Genomic DNA, 19,956 nt, shown 5'->3' on the forward strand with positions numbered 1-19,956 from the left:
GCTGTAATTAGTTAAAACTATCATAAGCAGCATCTATTTTTAAGTATTAAATGGTATTTTTCATTATCAAACATTAAAATTATGATAATGAGAACCCTTTTTTTATTTATCGCTCTAATTATAGGTTCGCAAACTTTTGGACAAATAGACGATAGAATTTCCACTATAGAATTTGTTGAAGTTCTCAACAACAACAAAAAAGAAGCACTTTATTATTTTCAAAATAACTGGAAAGTTTTAAGAGTTAAAGCAATGAAAAAAAACTATATTCACTCTTATCAACTACTAGAAACACAAAAAAGTGATGAAGCTCCTTTTCAATTAATGCTGGTCACAACTTACCTAAACAAAGTACAATACGACCAAAGAGAAGACCATTTTCAAGAACTCATTAAAGAAAGTGGTGGACTAAAATTACTAAACGACAAAAAACCAACTGAGTTTAGAAAAAGCTTGTTTAGTAAAGACATGGTTAGACACTGGAATTGAGTTAAAGTTAATTAATCATCTTTATGAAAAATATATATTTATGTATTTGTTTGCTCTTCTTTATAACTTCTTGTAAACAAAATACTAGTAAAAAGAAAAACACAATTGGAAAGAGTGAAACTACTGAAATTTCATTTTACACAAAAGACAGCCTAAAAATATATGGTGATTTATTTGAAATAAGTAAAACAGCACCAACCATATTATTATTTCATCAAGGAGGTGCAAATTCTAGAGGCGAATATCAAAACATCATTCCTATTTTAAAAGAAGAAGGATTTAATGTATTAACCATAGATCAACGTCGAGGCGGACAACGTTTTGGAAGTTATAACAGGACTGTTGCAGAAATACCTAAAAACACCTATGATTATTGTGATGCTTATCTAGATTTAGAAGCAGCCTTAGAGTTTGTAAAAACATCTCATTTTACTGGTAAGAAAATCGTTTGGGGAAGTAGCTATAGTGCCACCTTATGTATAAAGTTAGCCAGTAAAAACACTGATGCTATTGATGGTGTTTTAGCATTTTCTCCAGCATCTGGAGAACCTATGGAAGGCTGTCGTCCAGAAGAAATTTTAAAAACCTTAAAAACTCCTTTATTACTCTTACGACCATCAATAGAAGCCGAAATAGAAAGCGTAAAAACGCAGTTAGCATTAGCCAAAGAGTACAATCATGAAACCTATGTAACCAAAAATGGCGTACATGGCTCCTCTATGCTAGTAGAAGATAGAGTTGGAAGTTCTATAGACGAAAATTGGGAGGTTGTAAAAACCTTTTTAAACAAGTATAAACAATAAGATTTCTATATTAATTGTGTTTAGTTTCTTATTTTTGGTAAAAAATCCAACCACATGAAAAAGTTATGTCTCCTTTCCTTTTTAATCATTTTTTCTTCTTGCAAAGAAACTGAAGAAAAAAAAGAAGTTCCTATAAAAGAATTAACAACAGCTGAAAAAATCGCCAACGCTCATGGTTATGAAAATTGGCATAAAGTAAAAACGTTTGCTTTTACTTTTGGTGGAAAAATAGAAGACCCAAATAGCGGTCGCGCTTGGGTATGGAACCCAAAAACGAATGATATTAAATTAACTAGAAATGGTGAAATAATAGAATATAATAGAAACAATATGGATTCTATCGCCTTAAAAACTGATAGAGGTTTTATTAATGATAAATTTTGGGCGCTAATTCCGTTTCAATTAATTTGGGATGAAGGCACTACTATTTCTGAGCCGACAAAAGCTGAATCTCCAATAAAAAAGCAAGAATTAAACAAAATTGTTTTAACCTACTCAAATAAAGGTGGTTACACACCTGGAGATGCTTATGATATTTATTACGACGATGCTTATATAATTAGAGAATGGAATTTTAGAAGAGGAAATGCTCCAGAACCTACTATATCAAATACCTTTGAAGACTACCAGGATTTTAATGGATTAAAAATTGCTTTAAGCCACAAAAGAGGTGAAAACGAACGCAATTTACTTTTAAGAAACATTAAAGTAGAAATGGAAGAATAATTCACTCAAATAAGCAGTAAAAAATCTTTCAAATTTTCATATTTTTGGGTAAAACCAAAACATTTTACATTGTCCAATTATAAACTAGGTCTTGAATACGCTAAGCAACAAGACCAAAATGACACTTTAGCTTCATACCGAAATCTATTTCATATTCCAAAAGACAAACATGGAAATGACTGGTTGTATTTTACTGGAAACTCCTTAGGATTACAGCCAAAATCTACTCAAAAATATATTCAACAAGAACTTGACGATTGGGCCAATTTAGGCGTAGAAGGTCATTTTGAAGCTAAAAATCCTTGGATGAGATACCATGAATTCCTAACAGTATCTATGGCAAAACTTGTTGGCGCAAAACCAATTGAGGTAGTTATTACAAATACTTTAACAACCAACTTACACTTGTTAATGGTATCGTTTTATCAACCTACAAAAACAAAATACAAAATAGTTATTGAAAGTGATGCCTTCCCATCAGATAGATATGCTGTACAAACACAGCTAGAGTTTCATGGCTTTGATGCGAACGAAGGATTGATTGAATGGAAACCAAGACAAGGTGAAGAACTATTACGAATAGAAGATTTAGAAAGCATCCTTAAAGAGCAAGGAGATGAAATTGCATTACTTTTAATTGGAGGCGTAAATTATTACACAGGACAATATTTAGACTTAAAGCATATTGCAGAACTCGGTCATTCCAAAAGCTGTATGGTTGGAATCGATTTAGCTCATGGCGCAGGAAACATTCAGCCAGAATTACATGATTCAGGAGTTGATTTTGCTGCTTGGTGTACTTATAAATATTTAAACTCTGGTCCAGGAAGTTTGGCAGGTTTATTTGTACATGAAAAACATGCACATAATAGAGATTTAAAGCGCTTTGCAGGTTGGTGGAGCCATAACAAATCGACTCGATTTAATATGCGTCAACCACTCGACGTTATTCCTGGTGCCGAAGGTTGGCAGTTAAGCAATCCTCCTATTCTATCAATGGCTGCTATTAAAGCATCGTTAGATATGTTTAATGACGTTGGAATGGATTCTTTAAGAGCAAAATCTAAAAAGCTTACTGGTTATTTTGAGTTCTTGATTAATGAACTGAAAAATGATAAAATAAAAATTATTACGCCTTCAAATCCAGACGAACGTGGCTGTCAACTCTCCATACAAGTTAAAGATGCTGACAAAAGTTTACACCAAAAATTAACCGAGGCACATATAATCACCGATTGGCGCGAACCAGATGTTATTAGGTGCGCTCCAGTACCATTGTATAACAGTTTTGAAGATGTATATAGAATGGTAGAAAAATTAAAAGAGATATTGGATGAGACCTAATCAATGTTTAGTGTTGAGAAAAGATCCTCTTAAAAGTTGTCGTGAAATTTGAATTGAAGAATTCGTAAAAGCTTCCGCTTGTTCGAATTTCACTTTAGCGAAAAAGGTCGGAAGATTTAGAATTCAAAAAATAAATTTAGACAACTTTTAAGAAGTCTAGATTTTTTAGTTCTTTTTCATCGATGGAAAAATAACATAAACGATAAAATAAGATTCTGAAACAAGCTCAGAATGACAAAGAAAAATGAAAGATAAAAAGCAAAACATACTTATTATTGGCGCAGGACTTTGCGGTTCACTTCTCGCCTTGCGTTTAGGTCAACGAGGCTATAATGTAAGCGTTTATGAAATGCGCCCAGATCTACGAAAGGTAGATATTTCAGCAGGACGTTCAATTAATCTGGCTTTTTCCGATAGAGGAAATAAAGCTATGAAACTCGTTGGCATTGAATACAAAGTAAAAGAACTCTGTATTCCAATGAATGGTCGCATGCTTCATGATAAGGAAGGCAATACATTTTTGTCAAATTATAGTGGTCGAGACCATGAGTATATCAATTCCATTTCTCGTGGAGAACTCAACGGTTTGCTATTAACTGAAGCTGAAAAACATGAAAATGTGACGATTCATTTCAATAAAAAATGTAAGTCGGTTGATTTTGAAAAAACCACAGCTTTATTTAAAGATTACAATACTAAACATGAATTTGTTGAAGATGCTGATGTTATCATTGCTACTGATGGAGCTGGTTCTGCGATGCGAAAGAGTTATTATTTAGGGAAAAAATTCTTGTTTAGCTTTTCGCAAGATTATTTAACACATGGCTATAAAGAATTAAGTATTTTACCAACTAAAGAAGGTGGTTATAAAACCTATAAAAATGCTTTACACATATGGCCACGTGGCGATTTTATGCTCATAGCCTTACCAAATTTAGATGGTAGTTTTACAGTTACGTTATTCTTGAATCATAGTGATGGTGAATACAATTTCGGCAATTTAACAACCCCTGAAATAGTTACAGAATTCTTTAAAAAAGAATTTCCAGATGCCTTAAAGCTTATGCCAAATCTTGTGGATGATTTCTTTGAAAATCCAACAGCTGCATTAGGAACTGTAAAATGTTCGCCTTGGCATTTTAAAGGCAACACCTTACTAATGGGCGATGCTGCACATGCTATTGTACCTTTTTATGGTCAAGGCATGAATGCCTCCTTTGAAGATGTTGTGGAATTTGACAAAGTGCTAGACCAAAACTTAGATAATTGGGAAGCTGTATTTACTACTTACGAAAAATCACGCAAAAAAGATACTGACGCCATTGCTGATTTAGCGATTGACAATTTTCATGAAATGAAAGACCACGTTGCTAATCCTATCTTTCAAGAAAAGCGTAAGATTGAAATGGCACTAGAAAAGAATTTTCCAGAGGAGTATTCTTCAAAATACTCCCTAGTGACATTTAATGAAAATATTGGATATAAGGAAGCTATGCTAAAAGGTAGAGCACAAGACAAAGCCATATTGAATATGCTAGCAGATGGAGAAATCGATGTAAATGGCGAATTAAAAAATATATTAGAAAAAGTAAAACAACAAACCGAAGCTATTCTAGAAGACGATAGGATTGCTGGTTTGAAATAGATGTGAGAAATTTAATAAATTTATAAAAATTGAATAGCAACCTGATAACAGTTGTCGTAAAATTTAAAAATTATGAGTGACGAAAAAAAAGTAACTCCAAGAGGCGCTTACCCACACAATAGAAGAGCTGGAGATTTTATATTTATTTCAGGAACAAGTTCCCGACGTGCAGATAACACCATTGCAGGAGTCGATATTATTGACGAAATGGGAACCAAACGATTAAATATTGAAGTACAAACACGTAAAGTATTACAAAACATTGAAAAAAACTTAATAAGTGCTGGAGCATCTATGAGCGATGTTGTAGATGTAACCAGTTTTTTAGTAAACATGAATGATTTTGCAGGTTATAATAAAGCTTATGCTGAGTTTTTTAACGCAGAAACTGGTCCAGCAAGAACTACTGTAGCAGTGCATCAATTACCTCATCCAGATTTAGTCGTGGAGATAAAAGTCATGGCATATAAGCCCTTATAGTTAAATAGCTTATTTTTAGCATAAACTACCTCAAACCAACCTTTGCTTAATCACTTTTTAATTTAAAAATGTGATAAAAATTTTCCGTCGTGTAAGACAAAACCTCATTCTGGAAAACAAAACATCCAAATATTTTAAATATGCCATTGGTGAAATAATACTTGTGGTCATAGGTATTCTAATTGCTCTTAGCATTAATAATTGGAATGAAAAAAGAAAAACTCACAACCAGCTACAAGGTTATTTAAATGGTATTAGTAAAAATATTCAATCAGACACCATCGAAATTAACATTATAAAAGCCTTAAGAGAACGCCAAAACCTTGCTGCTAAGGACTATGTCAAATACACTTATATGGATTCTATGCCAATACAATTAGTTCCTAAAATAGCACCAATACTTGGAGAACAATATTTAAATGTCAACCAATCTGGTTTTGACGCTTTAAAAAACTCTGGTTATATCGCTAATCTACAAGGCACAGCCCTAGAGGATGCTATTTACGATTATTACTCTTATTATGAAGAAATACATGAAAGCGAAACAAGTTTAAATAATTTTATTGAGAATATGGAAGCAGGACTCTATGATGGAGAATATGAAGATGTAGTCATAGTATATAAGGTTTTTGCCAGTTTAAAATCACCCAACGAGTTTTCTAAAAAAGATCTGCAAAAAGCTTTAAAGCAACTTTATAATAATTCCAAAATGCTAGGCATTATGCAACGTGTGGCGTCAGAAGAATACTTTTTTGTTTATGATAGTTTAAAAACTAAAGGACAAAAAATTGTAACCCTAATTAAAAAAGAATTTGACAATGATTAAATTCTTGAGAAACGTCATATAAAAACTCCAGATATCTTAAATTTACAATATGAACATCCAAAACTATATAAATGGTAATTTTCATAATCCAATTCAAGGTAATTGGTTAAATAACTATAACCCTTCAAACGGAGAAATTTATAGTCAAACACCTAACTCTTCAAAAGAAGATGTAGAAAATGCTTATATCGCTGCAAAATCTGCTTTTCCATCGTGGTCGCAAACTACATTAGAAGAACGTAGCAGAATCATGCTCAAAATTTCTGAAGGTATCGAAGCTAATCTTGATAGATTAGCAGAAGCCGAAAGTAAAGATAATGGTAAACCCATTTGGTTAGCAAAAGCTATAGACATTCCAAGAGCATCTAGTAATTTTAGATTCTTTGCCAATGCCATTACACAATTTGCCAGCGAAAGCCATGAAAGTGTTGGTCAACAAGCTATTAATTATACGTTAAGACAACCTATTGGTGTTGTTGGTTGTATCTCACCATGGAATCTTCCACTCTATTTATTTACTTGGAAAATTGCACCTGCTATCGCAGCAGGAAACTGTGTAGTCGCCAAACCAAGCGAAGTCACACCAATGACAGCCTATTTGTTAGGTGATATACTTAAAGAAGCTGGTCTCCCAAAAGGTGTACTAAATATTGTTCATGGCTTAGGTCCTACAACTGGACAAGCCATTGTAGAGCATCCAGACATTAAAGCGATTTCGTTTACTGGAGGCACAGCAACAGGAGCACATATTGCAAAAGTTGCTGCTCCAATGTTTAAAAAACTGTCTCTAGAGCTTGGTGGTAAAAATCCAAACATCATTTTTGCTGATTGCGATTATGATGATATGCTAACAACAACCGTTCGCTCATCGTTTGCTAATCAAGGACAGATATGTTTGTGTGGCAGCCGAATTTTTGTGGAAAAATCCATTTATGAACAGTTCAAAAAAGATTTTGTTGAGCGTGTTAAAAATATGAAAGTTGGACATCCATCAGATGAAAAAACAAAAATTGGAGCATTGGTTTCTAAAGCTCATTTAGAAAAAGTGTTGAGTTATGTTGACATTGCTAAAGATGAAGGTGGAAAAGTAATATGTGGTGGAAACAAAGTAACCGTTGAAGGTTATGAAAATGGTTACTATATGGAACCAACAATTATTGAAATTGAGACTGACGAATGTCGTGTAAATCAGGAAGAAATTTTTGGTCCTGTAGTGACCATTATGCCTTTTAGTAATGAAGACAAAGTATTACAAATGGCTAACAAAGTAAAATATGGGTTATCTGCTACACTTTGGACAAACAACTTAAAACGTACTATGCGAATGAGTAACCAATTGCAAGCAGGAATTGTTTGGATAAACACATGGCTCATGCGAGATTTACGCACACCATTTGGAGGTTTAAAAGATTCAGGTGTTGGTCGTGAAGGTGGTTTTGAATCACTTCGCTTTTTTACAGAAGCAAAAAATGTATGCATAAAATATTAATATGAATTTAAACTTAAACAATAAAAAAGCCCTCGTTTGTGGAAGCACTGCAGGAATTGGTAAAGCCACAGCAATGGCTTTAGCAGCAGAAGGTGTACAAGTCACACTTATTGCACGAAACGAACACAAACTAAAAGCTGTTTTAGAAGAATTACCTCAACAACGTCAACACGATTACATTGTAGCAGACTTCTCTAATCCTTTAGAATTAAAACAAAAAGTTTCAGATTACATCTCTAATAATCATGGTTTCCATATTCTTGTCAATAATACTGGAGGTCCAAAAGGAGGTCCTGTGTTCTCTGCTGACGTTTCTGAATTTGAAAGTGCTTTTACACAGCATTTAAAATGCAATCATGTCTTGGTGCAAACTGTAGTTCCTTTAATGAAAACTGAAGGTTTTGGCAGAATTATCAATGTGATTTCCACGTCTGTAAAGCAACCCTTAGATGGGTTAGGCGTGAGTAACACCATTCGCGGAGCTGTAGCCAATTGGAGTAAAACTTTAGCCAATGAATTAGGTCAATTTGGTATTACAGTCAATAATGTACTACCTGGAGCCACAGGAACAGAACGTTTAACAGAAATTATAAAAAACAAATCGGCTAAAACAGGAAAACCGGAAGAAGAAGCTGCAAACGACATGAAAAATGCAATTCCTGCAAAACGTTTTGCCAAACCAGAAGAACTAGCTGCAGCTATAACATTTTTAGCAAGTGAATGCGCAAGTTATATTAACGGAATTAACCTTCCCGTTGATGGCGGACGAACAAAATCTTTGTAACTTTATAACATAAAAAATTAGCATCATGAGTAAATTATATCCTCCAATAAATTTTAAAGCATGGATTGATGAAAACCGACATCTTCTTAAACCACCAGTTGGTAATAAAGTAGTCTGGAAAGATGGTGATTTTATTGTCATGGTTGTTGGTGGTCCAAACAGCAGAAAAGATTATCATTATAACGAAACTCCAGAGTTTTTCTATCAGATTGAAGGTGATATTGTACTGAAAGTAATTGATAAAGGCACTCCAAAAGACATTCACATTAAAGAAGGTGAAATATTTTTATTACCTCCAAAAGTACCACATTCACCTCAGCGTGGAGCAAACACTGTAGGCTTGGTAATTGAATATCCAAGAGACAAAGGTGTACAAGACGCTTTACTATGGTTTTGTGAAAACTGCACGACGAAACTATACGAAGAGGATTTTACATTAGACAATATAGAAACAGATATGCCAGTAATTTTTGATAAATACTATGGTGATAAAGATAAGCGTACATGCCCAAATTGTGGCGAAGTAATGCAGCCACCAAAAAAGGTTCAGGTAGAAGAATAAATTGTTTTTTTTTCGTCATTACGAGGAAGTATGACGAAGTAATTTCTTAATAATAAAAAGATTGCCATGGCAAAAAGCTTCGCAATGACAAATATGGAAAAACGAAAACTAAGAATAAACGGTCACTCTCATCTTCTTCCCTATCCTGAGGAGATTCCTCAATTTATGAAAGACAAGGGTATTTTTTGGGTAGATAAAGACCGAAAATTTATGCTCCAAAAAGATTGGAACCGTCCAATAACAGATTCTAGTTTTTTCTTAAATGAAAAGTTAGCGTGGATGGAACGCTTTAATATAGACCACGCTGTTGTGTTGAATCTTTCTCAACTTTATGGCAATGGGTTACGTGTAGAGGAAATGAAACAAGCACTTCGTTTTCAAAACGATTTTAATGCGAAAATCCAGAGAGAAAATCCTAGTAAATTCACCTGTGGATTTGTAGTACATCCTGGATTTGTTCGTGGTGCATGTTGGGAAATTGAACGCTGTGTTGAAGAGTTAGAAATGCAATTACTATGCCTACCAACGCATTACATGGATACCATTGGTACTTGGCGTTGCATTTTTGATGAAGAAAACGAACCGATTTTTGAACTTGCAAATAAATACAATTTAGCAGTTGAAATTCATCCTTATGATGGTGAAAAATTCATAAAATTGGAAAATACCTCTTGGCGTTTTCATCTTATTTGGATGTTGGCGCAATGTGCAGATGCTTATCATTTTTTGACCTTAAACGGTTATCAAGATAAATATCCAAACATGAGAACCTGTTTTGCTCATGGAGGTCAATTAGCACAAATAAATTTAGGAAGACGTATTCAAGGTTTTGATGGTCGTCCAGATTTGTTCGAAGGCAAAAGTCATCCAAGAAAAGCCGTAGGTCATAAAAATATATTTTTTGACACATTAGTTCACGATACTGGAGGATTACATTTATTGATTAAGAACCAAGGTTCTAAACAAGTGCTAATGGGGCTAGACGACCCTTATCCACTTGGTGAAATGGAAAGCGAAAAGCAAAGTTCTTATCCTGGAAAAATTTTAGATTTAGCCATAGACCAGGATATTATCACAGAAGATGAACGTGATGCCATTTGGGAAGATAATGTTATACAATGGTTGTGTGGAGATGATGAAACTGCCAAACAAAAGTTAGTTAATAGAATTTTAGCCTAATGAATTTTTTACCAGAAGATATAGATGAATACGTTGTAAAACATTCTGAAGATGAACCAGAATTGTTACAACAACTCAATAGAGAAACCTATCAAAAAATACTACAACCGCGAATGCTTAGTGGCCATTATCAAGGTCGTGTTTTAAGCATGATTTCTAAATTGGTTAATCCAAAAAATATTCTAGAAATAGGTACTTATACAGGTTATTCTGCTATTTGTTTAGCCGAGGGCATGAAAGAAACTGGTGAGCTACACACTATTGATATTAATGAAGAACTGTATGATTTTCAACGTAAATACTTCAATAAATCTGATTATGGAAAACAGATTATTCAACACTTAGGTGATGCGTTAGATATTATTCCAAAATTGGATAAAAATTTCGATTTGGTATTTATTGATGCCGATAAAGAAAACTACGCTAACTATTTTCATACTGTTATTGAAAAGGTAAATCAGGGAGGAATCATTTTATCTGACAATGTATTATGGAGTGGTAAAATTTTAGAAACTAAATTTAAAAAAGAAGATACTTCAACACCTGCTCTTATTAAATATAACAAATTATTAAAAGAAGATTCGAGAATTGAAACTGTAATGCTACCTATAAGAGATGGATTAACTATTGCCAGAAAAGTATAACAAAACACTATAACTTTCGCTTTACCGAACCTGTAAAGTCATCTAAACCATCCTTTACTTTGTTAATTTCCTCATTGACATCTTTTACAACATCGGTATCGATACCATGATTTTCAGCACTTTTAGCAATTTCGTGTTTAATATCGTTAGTAGCATCTTTAAGTGTGCGCATACCTTTTCCTAAACCTCTTGCTATTTCAGGAATTTTATCAGCACCAAATACCATCACCACTATAAAAAGTATAAAGGTAATTTCGGCACCACTAATAAATAAAAATGTTGCTTGCTGTAACATGGTACAAATATAATGAGTAAGTATAAAAAAACCGACTTAAAAAAGTCGGTTTTAATATTTTATTATAAACTATTTCTAGTTTTTGTTCTTAAATTGATCAAACTTACTTTGTTTCACCTCTTTAGGCCAAGAGTTGTTTGATGTGTCAATATCTGCAGTTTCTAAATCTGGATCTACTTTAATAGACACAATTTCTTTCTCAGAAGCTATAGATTTGCTTACCTCGCTATCATTATGTCTCCAAATTTCGGCTGGATATGTTTCGCGTTTTTTAGTTCCATCTGCATATTCATATTCAACAATAATTGGCATTACCAAACCTCCTGGTTTGTTAAACGTAACATTGTAAATATACTTAGGTGATTTAATATTTTTACGCTCTTCTGCAGTAAAATTATCCATTAAATATTCTTTTAAAGTTGGCGCATTTTCTAGTGTAGATTTATTCCTTAAGGCTTCATTAAACTCTTCGCTACCTTCTTCTACCATATATACTAACGGAGGTAAATCTTCAACCTTCATACCGTTTCTACTAGCAATGTTTTCAACAATATCTTTAGGTGCATCTGTTACATACATTTTCTTAACTTCTTTAACACCTATATCAGTCCAATCTGTAGTATAGAACCAACCTCTCCAGAACCAATCAAGATCCATAGCTGAGGCGTCTTCCATAGTTCTAAAGAAATCTTCAGGAGTTGGATGCTTAAATTTCCAACGATTCGCATATTCTTTAAAAGCATAATCAAATAACTCCCGTCCCATAATAGTTTCACGTAAAATATTTAATCCTGTTGCAGGTTTTGCATAAGCGTTATTCCCGAATTGATAAGTATTTAAACCTTTACTCATAATTGGTGCTAAATAGTCTTGATCTGTACTCATATAAGGTACAATGTTTTTTGCAGGTCCACGTCTAGCTGGAAATACAGTGTCTCCCTCAGCTAAAGCTTCAGGGTATTTTTCACCAAAGTCTAATTCAGCTACATATTGTACAAAAGTATTTAAACCTTCATCCATCCATGTCCATTGACGCTCATCACTATTTACAATCATAGGGAAAAAGTTATGTCCAACTTCGTGGATAATCACACCTTGCATACCATATCTTGTTCTTTTAGGAATCGTACCATCTGGATTAGGTCGTCCATAGTTGTAGCAAATCATTGGATATTCCATTCCCATAGGTGCATTAGCAGAAATAGCTTTATGATAAGGATAATCGAAAGTCATTCTTGAATAAGAAATTAATGTACTAGCAACTGTCTTAGTTGACCAATCTCCCCATAAAGGATTAGCTTCAGGTGGATACATTGATACTGCCATTACATCTTTATTTCCAATTTTAACTGCCATCATATCCCAAATAAACTTTCTTGATGTTGCCCATCCAAAATCACGAACATTTTCAGCATATAGTTTCCATGTTTTTTTAGCTTTACTTTTCTTTTTAGCTGCTGCTTCGGCTTCTTTTTGAGTTATTATTTCTACTGGCTCATCATAAGATTTCTTAGCCTTTTCATAACGCTTCATCATTTCTTTTGTAAACACTTCACTTCTATTCATTAAGCGTCCTGTACCATCTAAAACATGATCAGCAGGAACTGTAATGTTTACTTCAAAATTACCGAATGGTAAAGCAAATTCGTCACGTCCAAAAAATTGAGCGTTTTGCCATCCTTCTACATCATTATATACTGCCATTCTAGGATAGAATTGTGCCATTACGTATATTTTGTTGTCTGTTTCAGGGAAATATTCAAACCCTGAGCGACCTCCTTCAGTTACGTGATTGTTAATGTTATACCACCACTTAATTTGAAACGAAAACTTGTCGCCAGTATTCATTGCCTTTGGTAATTCAATACGCATCATAGTACCATTAATCATGTGAGGTAATGGTTTTCCATTAACGTCGCTTACTTGTTGAATATTAAATCCTCTCTCTGGAGCTTCTTCCATGTAGTTTTTTGAGAAGTTAGCTGCTGGTTGCAATTTTTGAGTGCCACCACTCTCTATTAAAGGTGTTTTAGAGTCTTTTGCTCTCATGTTTTGGTCTAATTGTACCCATAAAAACTTTAACTCGTCAGGTGAATTATTTGTGTAAGTAATGGTTTCGAATCCTGATAGTCTTGCCTTTTCATCATCTAATTCGAGATCCATTTTATAATCAGCTTGCTGTTGGTAATAAGCTGGTCCTGGTGCACCAGATCCAGTTCTAAACATGTTAGGTGTTGCAAATTCATCATACAACTGACGAAACTTGTTAATATTAACATGTCCTGGTTTACGTTCAGCCTTTTCTTGCTCTTGAGCAAAAACTCCTACTGAAATAAAGAACGCCGATAGTAGGAAATACTTAAGTTTTTTCATTAGTAAATATTTAATTGTTTAAAAAGATCAGAAATAATTACCCTTAAATAATTGTAATTGTAGAAAATAACTCTACTTAGGGAAAAAATTAACTGTTGTTGGTTACAAATTTTATTGGTTGAAATTAACAATTTTTAAGGAATTTTTAACCTTTTAGTTAAAGTTTAACACTCCTTTATCATTTTGCGGAATTAGCATAAAACTCTTATTTCTAGAATTTATTTTAGTCTTGACTAAATTTTGTTGTTCATCGAAAACATCAAAAAGTATTTGATTGGTAATTTCGAAAGAATCTATTTTAGAAACACCTTTTATTTCTAAATAAAAATATACTATATCATCTTCGTATTCTTTTCCCAAAAACTCAAAATTTTTAAGCTCATTATTAATAGTTACTTTTAACTTAGTTTTTAAATACTTTTCTGTGTAAGCATTTATTTGAGCTTCATCTTTACCAAAATTCATGGTTATATTATTATCGTATCTCTCTCGTAGCATTTTTTCAAAGTCATCAATAAAAACCCTAGATATTATTTGTACTGATTGTTGTTCTTTAACAAATTCAATATCTGTAACACTAACATAGTATTTGTGTGCTACTGAAAATGATAATAACGGAATAGCAATTAGAAAAACTAATAACTTTCTTATTTTCATATTTTTAATTTTATGTGAAGTTAACAAATGTATATATTTTACGTAAGCTTTTTTGTAACATTAGTTTCAAAAAGCATTCCAAAACCATATTAGTCATCTTTTGACCTTAAATTAGCCTTGTAAGTGACCATTTTTTCTGCCAAAAATTCAAAAATTTCAATATCACTTTTTCCTCTACAACGTTTTTCGAAGTTTTCGTCTTCTGAGCAGAAATAGAAAAAATCGGTTCGTAAAGACTCATCTAATGGATAGGTAATAAAAAAGTTTTCAGATAGGTTTGATTTAATGCTTGTCAAAAGACCCTCATTATGTTCTTTTCTAACACGTTCTTTTAGTTTTTTTGTTCTTCCTGTAATACCATTTAATATTTTATTTAAATTTAATCCTACTCCTAAACCAATAGCTACGTATTTTCCTGCATCTGCTTCATGTAATCTGCGTTCGCTTTGTGTTTTAGTTTTACCTGTATAACCAGGAATTCCAACATCATAAAAATCTATTGGTCGTTCGGCATCTGAGTTTTTAATATCAGAGTCTAAACTCCCTGTAAGGATTTTTCCAACAGTTACTTGGTCTAACTCGTTAACCTTGTCTTTTAAAAATACTGTCATCTTCTTTTCAAGAATAATCTTTGGAGAAATCATTACTGCTTTTAAACTATACTGAACAGAAGAAAACACCAATGTATCAGACAACTTTACTTCTATTGTAAAGGCTCCTAATTTATTTGTGGTGGTAAACTTATTGGCTGTTTTATTAATTACATGGATGTTCTCAACATCTGTGTTGCCTGTAACTACTCCATTTATTTGCACAGTTTGCGAATAAAGAGATGCCATTACAAAAAAGAAAACTACTGCGAAACACCTTTTAGTTTTTATCATTCTTAACTTTTAAAAACTTTTTTTTCTGCTGTTTCATAAAAGATATAAATTCAAACTCTTTATTAGAGTTTAGTAAAGAATAGTCAAAATTATTTTCTTCAACATAATAGATAAATTCCATAAGGTTCTTTTCTTTTATATTGAGCATTTGGGCTAAATAGACTTTTGAATACACGTCTAGAATACGTTTCTTTTCATAGCTTGAAGCTTCGTCTTTATTGTTTTTAGATTTAAAAATAGGTATTAGTAATTTACCAAAAACGTTTACAACATCAATACCATTTACTACACTGTTTTTATTGACCGCAATGTTTTTTATATCGGAAAGGTGATCATCTGTGAACTCAAATTTATCTAGATTCCCTAATCCAAAATAAAGGGCATCTAGGTTAGGATTCATTAATTCAATGTTATTAGCATCAAAAGATAGGTTTCCAGTTAAGTTATGTGGTAATATTAAAACCTCATTCAGTTTGTTTACTTGCTCAATTAAAAAAACGCTTATTTCCTTAACATCAATCATTTGTTGTGTTATTACCACTACAAAATCTTCAAATTGTAATGCTGAAAATTCAATTCTATCATTTACAGTCACTGCAATGGTAAACTTTCCTTCTTTATCAGTAATTGTACCCTTTCCTGAGGAGCTATTAAAAACGGTAACACCTTCTTTATCATTCCTATCTACATAAATAGTTCCATTAATATCTATACGATTGTCTTGAGAATAAATACTTGTACTTATTAGACACAAAAAAAATAAAATAATGTGGTTAGCTTTCATAGGTTAAATTAAATCAATACTTATCATAATTAAATGTAAATAGCTTTTAAACTTTTGTTAAATAAAGCATTTACATAAATTTACGACTTTAATTTACCATATGAAAGAAATTATTATTGCAAGTACATCTACCGTTCATGGAAGTGGTTATTTAGAATATTTGTTACCCGATTTAGAAGCACATTTTAAGCTAGCTACCGAAATTCTTTTTATTCCCTATGCTAGACCTAGTGGTATTTCTCATGAGGAATATACTGAAAAAACGAACATTGCTTTTAAAAAAATAAACAAGGTAGTTAAAGGATTGCATGAATTTTCAAATCCAAAAGATGCTATTAAGAGTGCTAAGGGTATTTTTACAGGAGGTGGTAATACGTTTGTTCTATTAAGTCAGCTTTATAAAAACGATTTAATACCCACTTTAAAAAACAATGTAGAAAATGGCACACCATACTTAGGAACGAGTGCAGGCAGCAATATTTGTGGATTAACAATACACACTACAAACGATATGCCTATAGTTTATCCTCCAAGTTTTAAGGCACTAGGACTAGTACCTTTTAATATAAATCCTCATTATTTAGACCCAGATCCCTCAAGTACTCATATGGGAGAAACAAGAGAAACAAGAATACAAGAATTTCATAAATTTAATACGCAACCAGTTATAGGCTTAAGAGAAGGCAGTTTTCTTAAAGTGACAGATAATGACATTAAACTTAAGGGTAAATTATCCGCTAGAATTTTTTTACATAATAAAACTCCTTATGAAGTTGAAGTTAATACTAGTCTCAATTTTTTAAAACAATAAAAAAGCTCCATACCAATGATGAAGTTTTTTGAGCGGGAGACCGGGTTCACTTCGACTACGCTCAGCATAAACTTCTCACCCTAACAATTGACATACACTTAAATACATAGCAAAAAAAAGCTCCATACCAATGATGAAGCTTTTTGAGCGGGAGACCGGGTTCGAACCGGCGACATTCAGCTTGGAAGGCTGACGCTCTACCAACTGAGCTACTCCCGCAATATTGACGCAAATATATAGAAAGTGTTATATAGAGAAAAGAAAAAATTACATTTTTAGAACATTTTTTTTATCCAATGATTTTAGTCTTACCGCAGTGTCAAAATTTTGAACACTATTATAAACTTTTGTACATTTAAAAACACTTAAACACACTAATCATGAGAGGGAATCGCAAAGTAAGATTATTAATTGGTGCTGGAATTGTATTATTTGCAGTTATTAAATATTGTTCAAGTGCAGAAACTAATCCTTACACAGGTGAAAAACAACATATAGCTCTAAATGAAGAACAAGAAATTGTGTTAGGGTTACAAGCTGCTCCACAAATGGCACAACAGCATGGAGGTTTATATCCAAATGAAAATTACCAAGCATTTGTAGATCAAGTTGGCAATCGCTTAGTTAACAACAGTATTGCTAAACAAACTGGTTATAGGTATGAGTTTCACTTGCTAGCAGACAAAAATACCATAAATGCATTTGCGCTTCCAGGAGGACAAATTTTTATTACTTATGCGCTTTTCTCTAAACTTAAAAACGAAGATCAATTGGCTGGTGTATTAGGTCATGAAATTGGTCATGTGGTTGGAAGACATTCCGCAGAAAGAATGGCTAATCAAGGTTTAATGGAAGGGATTTTAAATGGTGTAGCTGTTGGAATAGATCCAAATACAGCACAAGGAGCAGCTGCAATAGGCCAAATGTTAAATATGAGTTATGGTAGAGAAGACGAATTACAAAGTGATGATTTAGGTGTTAAGTTTATGATGGACTCTAATTATAATCCTGAAGAGATGATTGGTGTTATGGAAATACTAAAAGATGCAGCAGGACCAAACCGTACTCCAGAACGTATGAGTACACATCCAGATCCTGAAAACCGCGTTGAAAAAATTAAAGAATCTATAGAAAAATATCGAAACCAATAATAAAAGTGATATCGTATTTTATTAATAAATCCTGCTAATAAGCAGGATTTTGTTTTTATCTTTGATATGTAATTTTCACAGAATGAACAAGAAAGTAATCTTAATGATTTTAGATGGTTGGGGGAAATCTCCAGATCCAAAAGTATCAGCCATAGAACACGCAAATACTCCGTTTATTGATAGTCTTTATAGTAAGTATCCAAACGCAAGTTTGCGTACTGATGGGTTACATGTTGGTTTACCAGAAGGACAAATGGGAAACAGTGAAGTTGGACACATGAATCTAGGCGCTGGACGCATTGTATATCAAGATTTGGTAAAAATTAATCTAGCAGTAAAAAACAAGACACTGAAAAATGAAACTGCTCTCGTTAATGCTTTTACTTATGCTAAAACTAATAATAAAAAAGTTCATTTCTTAGGATTAGTTAGCGATGGCGGTGTTCACTCTCACATCAATCATTTATTTGGTCTTATAGATGCTGCCAATGAGTTTGGTTTAGAAAACATGTTTGTTCATGCATTTACAGACGGTCGTGATGTCGATCCTAAATCTGGTTATGGTTTTATTACTGAACTCGAAAAGCACATTGAAAACACTCCTACAAAACTTGCCTCAGTTATAGGACGCTATTATGCCATGGATAGAGACAAACGTTGGGAACGAGTAAAATTGGCTTATGATGCAATTGTAAATGGTAAAGGGAATCAAACTAAAAACATTACGAAATCAATTTTAGATAGTTACGAAAATGATATTACTGATGAGTTTTTAAAACCAATTGTAAAAATTAATGATAACAACAATGCTATTGCTACAATTTCAGAAGATGATGTTGTTATATTTTTTAATTTCAGGACCGATCGTGGACGACAGCTCACACAAGCTCTAGCTCAAGAAAATTTTCATGAGCAAAACATGCACAAGTTAAATTTGCATTATGTAACACTCACAAATTATGACGAAACTTTTAAAGGGATTAATGTCGTTTTTAACAAAGATAACCTTCAAGACACATTAGGAGAGATTTTAGAAAAGCACGACAAAACACAAATACGTATAGCTGAAACAGAAAAATATCCTCATGTTACTTTTTTCTTTTCAGGTGGTAGAGAAGCTCCTTTTAAAGGGGAACAACGTATTTTGTGTAATTCGCCAAAAGTCGCGACGTACGATTTAAAACCAGAAATGAGTGCCTTTGAATTAACAGATGCTTTAGTGCCAGAGTTAAAAAAAGGCAAGATAGATTTTGTATGTTTAAACTTTGCAAATGGCGATATGGTAGGTCATACAGGTGTTATGGAAGCTGCTATAAAAGCATGTGAAGCAGTTGATACATGTGTAGAAAAAGTGGTTACTACAGCATTACAAAACAACTACACCACCATTCTCATTGCAGATCATGGTAATTGTGAGACTATGGTTAATCCGGATGGCACTCCTCATACTGCCCACACGACTAACCCTGTACCAATAATTTTAATAGATAAAGAATTAAAAAACATTAAAGATGGGATTTTAGGTGATATAGCTCCAACCATTTTAGAACTCATTGGAATTGAGAGACCTAAAGCAATGACACAAAATTCATTACTTTAGTGAAAATTTTCAGTATTAATGAAGCTTTATAATCGTTTAACAATTGCTATTGATTTTGATGGAACCATCGTTGAAGATGATTACCCAGGGATTGGTAAACCAAGAATTTTTGCATTCGAGACTCTAAAAAAATTGCAGGAAGATGGTCATCGATTAATTTTATGGACTTATAGAAGTGGCTTAAAATTAGAGGATGCTGTAAATTTCTGCAAAGACAATGGTATTGAATTTTACGCAGTGAATAAAAGTTTTCCTGAAGAGCAATTCGACTATACTAAAAGTCGAAAAATCCATGCAGATCTTTTTATAGACGACCGCAACCTAGGAGGTATTTTAGGTTGGGGAGAAATTTATCAGAAAATTTCAAATAAATCTCCACAATTTTCCGACTCTAAAAAGAAAAAAGGATTTTTTGGTTTTTTCAAATAAG

At 32.9% G+C, this 19,956-nt stretch carries 21 protein-coding genes and 1 tRNA gene; 16 read left to right on the forward strand and 6 right to left on the reverse strand.

Annotation, left to right across the window (positions count from 1 at the left end; genetic code table 11):
* The first annotated feature begins 87 nt into the window (after positions 1-87).
* The 12 genes from E5167_RS07165 (at position 88) to E5167_RS07220 (ending at position 10,971) form a co-directional block, all read left to right on the forward strand.
* Entirely contained in the window at positions 88-489 is a 402-nt protein-coding gene (locus E5167_RS07165) for a hypothetical protein (RefSeq protein WP_136842557.1), read from the forward strand.
* 23 nt (positions 490-512) lie between these two features.
* Positions 513-1,292, forward strand: a complete 780-nt coding sequence (locus E5167_RS07170) for an alpha/beta hydrolase family protein (RefSeq protein ID WP_136842558.1) — start codon at positions 513-515, stop codon at positions 1,290-1,292.
* Between the two features lie 54 nt (positions 1,293-1,346).
* Positions 1,347-2,018: a hypothetical protein gene (locus E5167_RS07175; RefSeq protein WP_136842560.1), complete on the forward strand. Its 672-nt coding sequence runs from the start codon at positions 1,347-1,349 to the stop codon at positions 2,016-2,018.
* A gap of 69 nt (positions 2,019-2,087) precedes the next feature.
* Positions 2,088-3,362 (forward strand): kynureninase, encoded by a 1,275-nt coding sequence (gene kynU, locus E5167_RS07180; RefSeq protein ID WP_136842562.1) that lies wholly within the window; start codon positions 2,088-2,090, stop codon positions 3,360-3,362.
* A 244-nt stretch (positions 3,363-3,606) separates the two neighbouring features.
* Positions 3,607-5,007, forward strand: a complete 1,401-nt coding sequence (locus E5167_RS07185; RefSeq protein WP_136842564.1) for an FAD-dependent oxidoreductase — start codon at positions 3,607-3,609, stop codon at positions 5,005-5,007.
* Between the two features lie 72 nt (positions 5,008-5,079).
* The gene (locus tag E5167_RS07190) at positions 5,080-5,487 is read left to right on the forward strand and encodes a RidA family protein (RefSeq protein ID WP_136842566.1); all 408 of its coding nucleotides are present in this window, start codon (positions 5,080-5,082) and stop codon (positions 5,485-5,487) included.
* Positions 5,488-5,557: 70 nt separating this feature from the next.
* The gene (locus tag E5167_RS07195) at positions 5,558-6,313 is read left to right on the forward strand and encodes a DUF6090 family protein (protein ID WP_136842567.1); all 756 of its coding nucleotides are present in this window, start codon (positions 5,558-5,560) and stop codon (positions 6,311-6,313) included.
* A gap of 49 nt (positions 6,314-6,362) precedes the next feature.
* On the forward strand, positions 6,363-7,802 hold the full coding sequence (locus E5167_RS07200) for an aldehyde dehydrogenase (RefSeq protein WP_136842569.1): 1,440 nt from the start codon (positions 6,363-6,365) through the stop codon (positions 7,800-7,802).
* 1 nt (position 7,803) lies between these two features.
* Entirely contained in the window at positions 7,804-8,586 is a 783-nt protein-coding gene (locus E5167_RS07205; protein ID WP_136842571.1) for an SDR family oxidoreductase, read from the forward strand.
* A gap of 25 nt (positions 8,587-8,611) precedes the next feature.
* Positions 8,612-9,148, forward strand: coding sequence for a 3-hydroxyanthranilate 3,4-dioxygenase (locus tag E5167_RS07210; RefSeq protein ID WP_136842573.1), 537 nt, complete (start codon positions 8,612-8,614; stop codon positions 9,146-9,148).
* A gap of 93 nt (positions 9,149-9,241) precedes the next feature.
* Positions 9,242-10,327, forward strand: a complete 1,086-nt coding sequence (locus E5167_RS07215) for an amidohydrolase family protein (RefSeq protein ID WP_136842777.1) — start codon at positions 9,242-9,244, stop codon at positions 10,325-10,327.
* Entirely contained in the window at positions 10,327-10,971 is a 645-nt protein-coding gene (locus E5167_RS07220; protein WP_136842575.1) for an O-methyltransferase, read from the forward strand. Before E5167_RS07215 ends, E5167_RS07220 begins: the two co-directional genes overlap by 1 nt.
* Before the next feature lie 7 nt (positions 10,972-10,978).
* Here the strand turns inward: E5167_RS07220 and E5167_RS07225 are convergent, their stop codons facing one another.
* From E5167_RS07225 to E5167_RS07245, 5 genes are all read right to left on the reverse strand, one after another.
* The gene (locus tag E5167_RS07225; RefSeq protein WP_136842577.1) at positions 10,979-11,266 is read right to left on the reverse strand and encodes a Sec-independent protein translocase subunit TatA/TatB; all 288 of its coding nucleotides are present in this window, start codon (positions 11,264-11,266) and stop codon (positions 10,979-10,981) included.
* A 75-nt stretch (positions 11,267-11,341) separates the two neighbouring features.
* On the reverse strand, positions 11,342-13,639 hold the full coding sequence (locus E5167_RS07230) for a M1 family metallopeptidase (RefSeq protein WP_136842579.1): 2,298 nt from the start codon (positions 13,637-13,639) through the stop codon (positions 11,342-11,344).
* A 153-nt stretch (positions 13,640-13,792) separates the two neighbouring features.
* Positions 13,793-14,296 carry a DUF6702 family protein gene (locus E5167_RS07235; RefSeq protein ID WP_136842581.1) on the reverse strand — a complete coding sequence of 168 codons (504 nt, stop codon included), beginning with the start codon at positions 14,294-14,296 and terminating at the stop codon, positions 13,793-13,795.
* A gap of 89 nt (positions 14,297-14,385) precedes the next feature.
* Positions 14,386-15,180: a hypothetical protein gene (locus E5167_RS07240; protein ID WP_169301395.1), complete on the reverse strand. Its 795-nt coding sequence runs from the start codon at positions 15,178-15,180 to the stop codon at positions 14,386-14,388.
* On the reverse strand, positions 15,167-15,964 hold the full coding sequence (locus tag E5167_RS07245) for a carboxypeptidase-like regulatory domain-containing protein (protein ID WP_136842585.1): 798 nt from the start codon (positions 15,962-15,964) through the stop codon (positions 15,167-15,169). Before E5167_RS07245 ends, E5167_RS07240 begins: the two co-directional genes overlap by 14 nt.
* A gap of 100 nt (positions 15,965-16,064) precedes the next feature.
* Between E5167_RS07245 and pepE the strand changes: the two genes are divergently transcribed.
* Positions 16,065-16,775: a dipeptidase PepE gene (gene pepE / locus E5167_RS07250; protein ID WP_136842586.1), complete on the forward strand. Its 711-nt coding sequence runs from the start codon at positions 16,065-16,067 to the stop codon at positions 16,773-16,775.
* A gap of 146 nt (positions 16,776-16,921) precedes the next feature.
* Here the strand turns inward: pepE and E5167_RS07255 are convergent.
* Positions 16,922-16,994: transfer RNA gene (locus E5167_RS07255), tRNA-Gly, on the reverse strand.
* A gap of 161 nt (positions 16,995-17,155) precedes the next feature.
* On the opposite strand from E5167_RS07255, the gene E5167_RS07260 reads away from it, so the two are divergent.
* From E5167_RS07260 to E5167_RS07270, 3 genes are all read left to right on the forward strand, one after another.
* Positions 17,156-17,926: a M48 family metalloprotease gene (locus E5167_RS07260; RefSeq protein ID WP_136842588.1), complete on the forward strand. Its 771-nt coding sequence runs from the start codon at positions 17,156-17,158 to the stop codon at positions 17,924-17,926.
* 82 nt (positions 17,927-18,008) lie between these two features.
* Positions 18,009-19,526, forward strand: coding sequence for a 2,3-bisphosphoglycerate-independent phosphoglycerate mutase (gpmI, locus tag E5167_RS07265; RefSeq protein ID WP_136842590.1), 1,518 nt, complete (start codon positions 18,009-18,011; stop codon positions 19,524-19,526).
* Positions 19,527-19,544: 18 nt separating this feature from the next.
* Positions 19,545-19,955 carry a BT0820 family HAD-type phosphatase gene (locus E5167_RS07270; RefSeq protein WP_136842591.1) on the forward strand — a complete coding sequence of 137 codons (411 nt, stop codon included), beginning with the start codon at positions 19,545-19,547 and terminating at the stop codon, positions 19,953-19,955.
* Position 19,956 lies beyond the last annotated feature (1 nt).

This window comes from Pontimicrobium aquaticum, from assembly GCF_005047595.1.
Classification (GTDB): Bacteria; Bacteroidota; Bacteroidia; order Flavobacteriales; family Flavobacteriaceae; genus Pontimicrobium; species Pontimicrobium aquaticum.

Excerpts from the sequence above, each read along its gene's own strand:
- E5167_RS07165 (WP_136842557.1), top strand. The coding sequence starts at position 88 with ATGAGAACCCTTTTTTTATTTATCGCTCTAATTATAGGTTCGCAAACT.
- E5167_RS07170 (WP_136842558.1), top strand. The coding sequence starts at position 513 with ATGAAAAATATATATTTATGTATTTGTTTGCTCTTCTTTATAACTTCT.
- E5167_RS07175 (WP_136842560.1), top strand. The coding sequence starts at position 1,347 with ATGAAAAAGTTATGTCTCCTTTCCTTTTTAATCATTTTTTCTTCTTGC.
- E5167_RS07185 (WP_136842564.1), top strand. The coding sequence starts at position 3,607 with ATGAAAGATAAAAAGCAAAACATACTTATTATTGGCGCAGGACTTTGC.
- E5167_RS07190 (WP_136842566.1), top strand. The coding sequence starts at position 5,080 with ATGAGTGACGAAAAAAAAGTAACTCCAAGAGGCGCTTACCCACACAAT.
- E5167_RS07200 (WP_136842569.1), top strand. The coding sequence starts at position 6,363 with ATGAACATCCAAAACTATATAAATGGTAATTTTCATAATCCAATTCAA.
- E5167_RS07205 (WP_136842571.1), top strand. The coding sequence starts at position 7,804 with ATGAATTTAAACTTAAACAATAAAAAAGCCCTCGTTTGTGGAAGCACT.
- E5167_RS07210 (WP_136842573.1), top strand. The coding sequence starts at position 8,612 with ATGAGTAAATTATATCCTCCAATAAATTTTAAAGCATGGATTGATGAA.
- E5167_RS07215 (WP_136842777.1), top strand. The coding sequence starts at position 9,242 with ATGGAAAAACGAAAACTAAGAATAAACGGTCACTCTCATCTTCTTCCC.
- E5167_RS07220 (WP_136842575.1), top strand. The coding sequence starts at position 10,327 with ATGAATTTTTTACCAGAAGATATAGATGAATACGTTGTAAAACATTCT.
- E5167_RS07225 (WP_136842577.1), bottom strand. The coding sequence starts at position 11,266 with ATGTTACAGCAAGCAACATTTTTATTTATTAGTGGTGCCGAAATTACC.
- E5167_RS07230 (WP_136842579.1), bottom strand. The coding sequence starts at position 13,639 with ATGAAAAAACTTAAGTATTTCCTACTATCGGCGTTCTTTATTTCAGTA.
- E5167_RS07235 (WP_136842581.1), bottom strand. The coding sequence starts at position 14,296 with ATGAAAATAAGAAAGTTATTAGTTTTTCTAATTGCTATTCCGTTATTA.
- E5167_RS07240 (WP_169301395.1), bottom strand. The coding sequence starts at position 15,180 with ATGATAAAAACTAAAAGGTGTTTCGCAGTAGTTTTCTTTTTTGTAATG.
- E5167_RS07245 (WP_136842585.1), bottom strand. The coding sequence starts at position 15,964 with ATGAAAGCTAACCACATTATTTTATTTTTTTTGTGTCTAATAAGTACA.
- pepE (WP_136842586.1), top strand. The coding sequence starts at position 16,065 with ATGAAAGAAATTATTATTGCAAGTACATCTACCGTTCATGGAAGTGGT.
- E5167_RS07260 (WP_136842588.1), top strand. The coding sequence starts at position 17,156 with ATGAGAGGGAATCGCAAAGTAAGATTATTAATTGGTGCTGGAATTGTA.
- gpmI (WP_136842590.1), top strand. The coding sequence starts at position 18,009 with ATGAACAAGAAAGTAATCTTAATGATTTTAGATGGTTGGGGGAAATCT.
- E5167_RS07270 (WP_136842591.1), top strand. The coding sequence starts at position 19,545 with ATGAAGCTTTATAATCGTTTAACAATTGCTATTGATTTTGATGGAACC.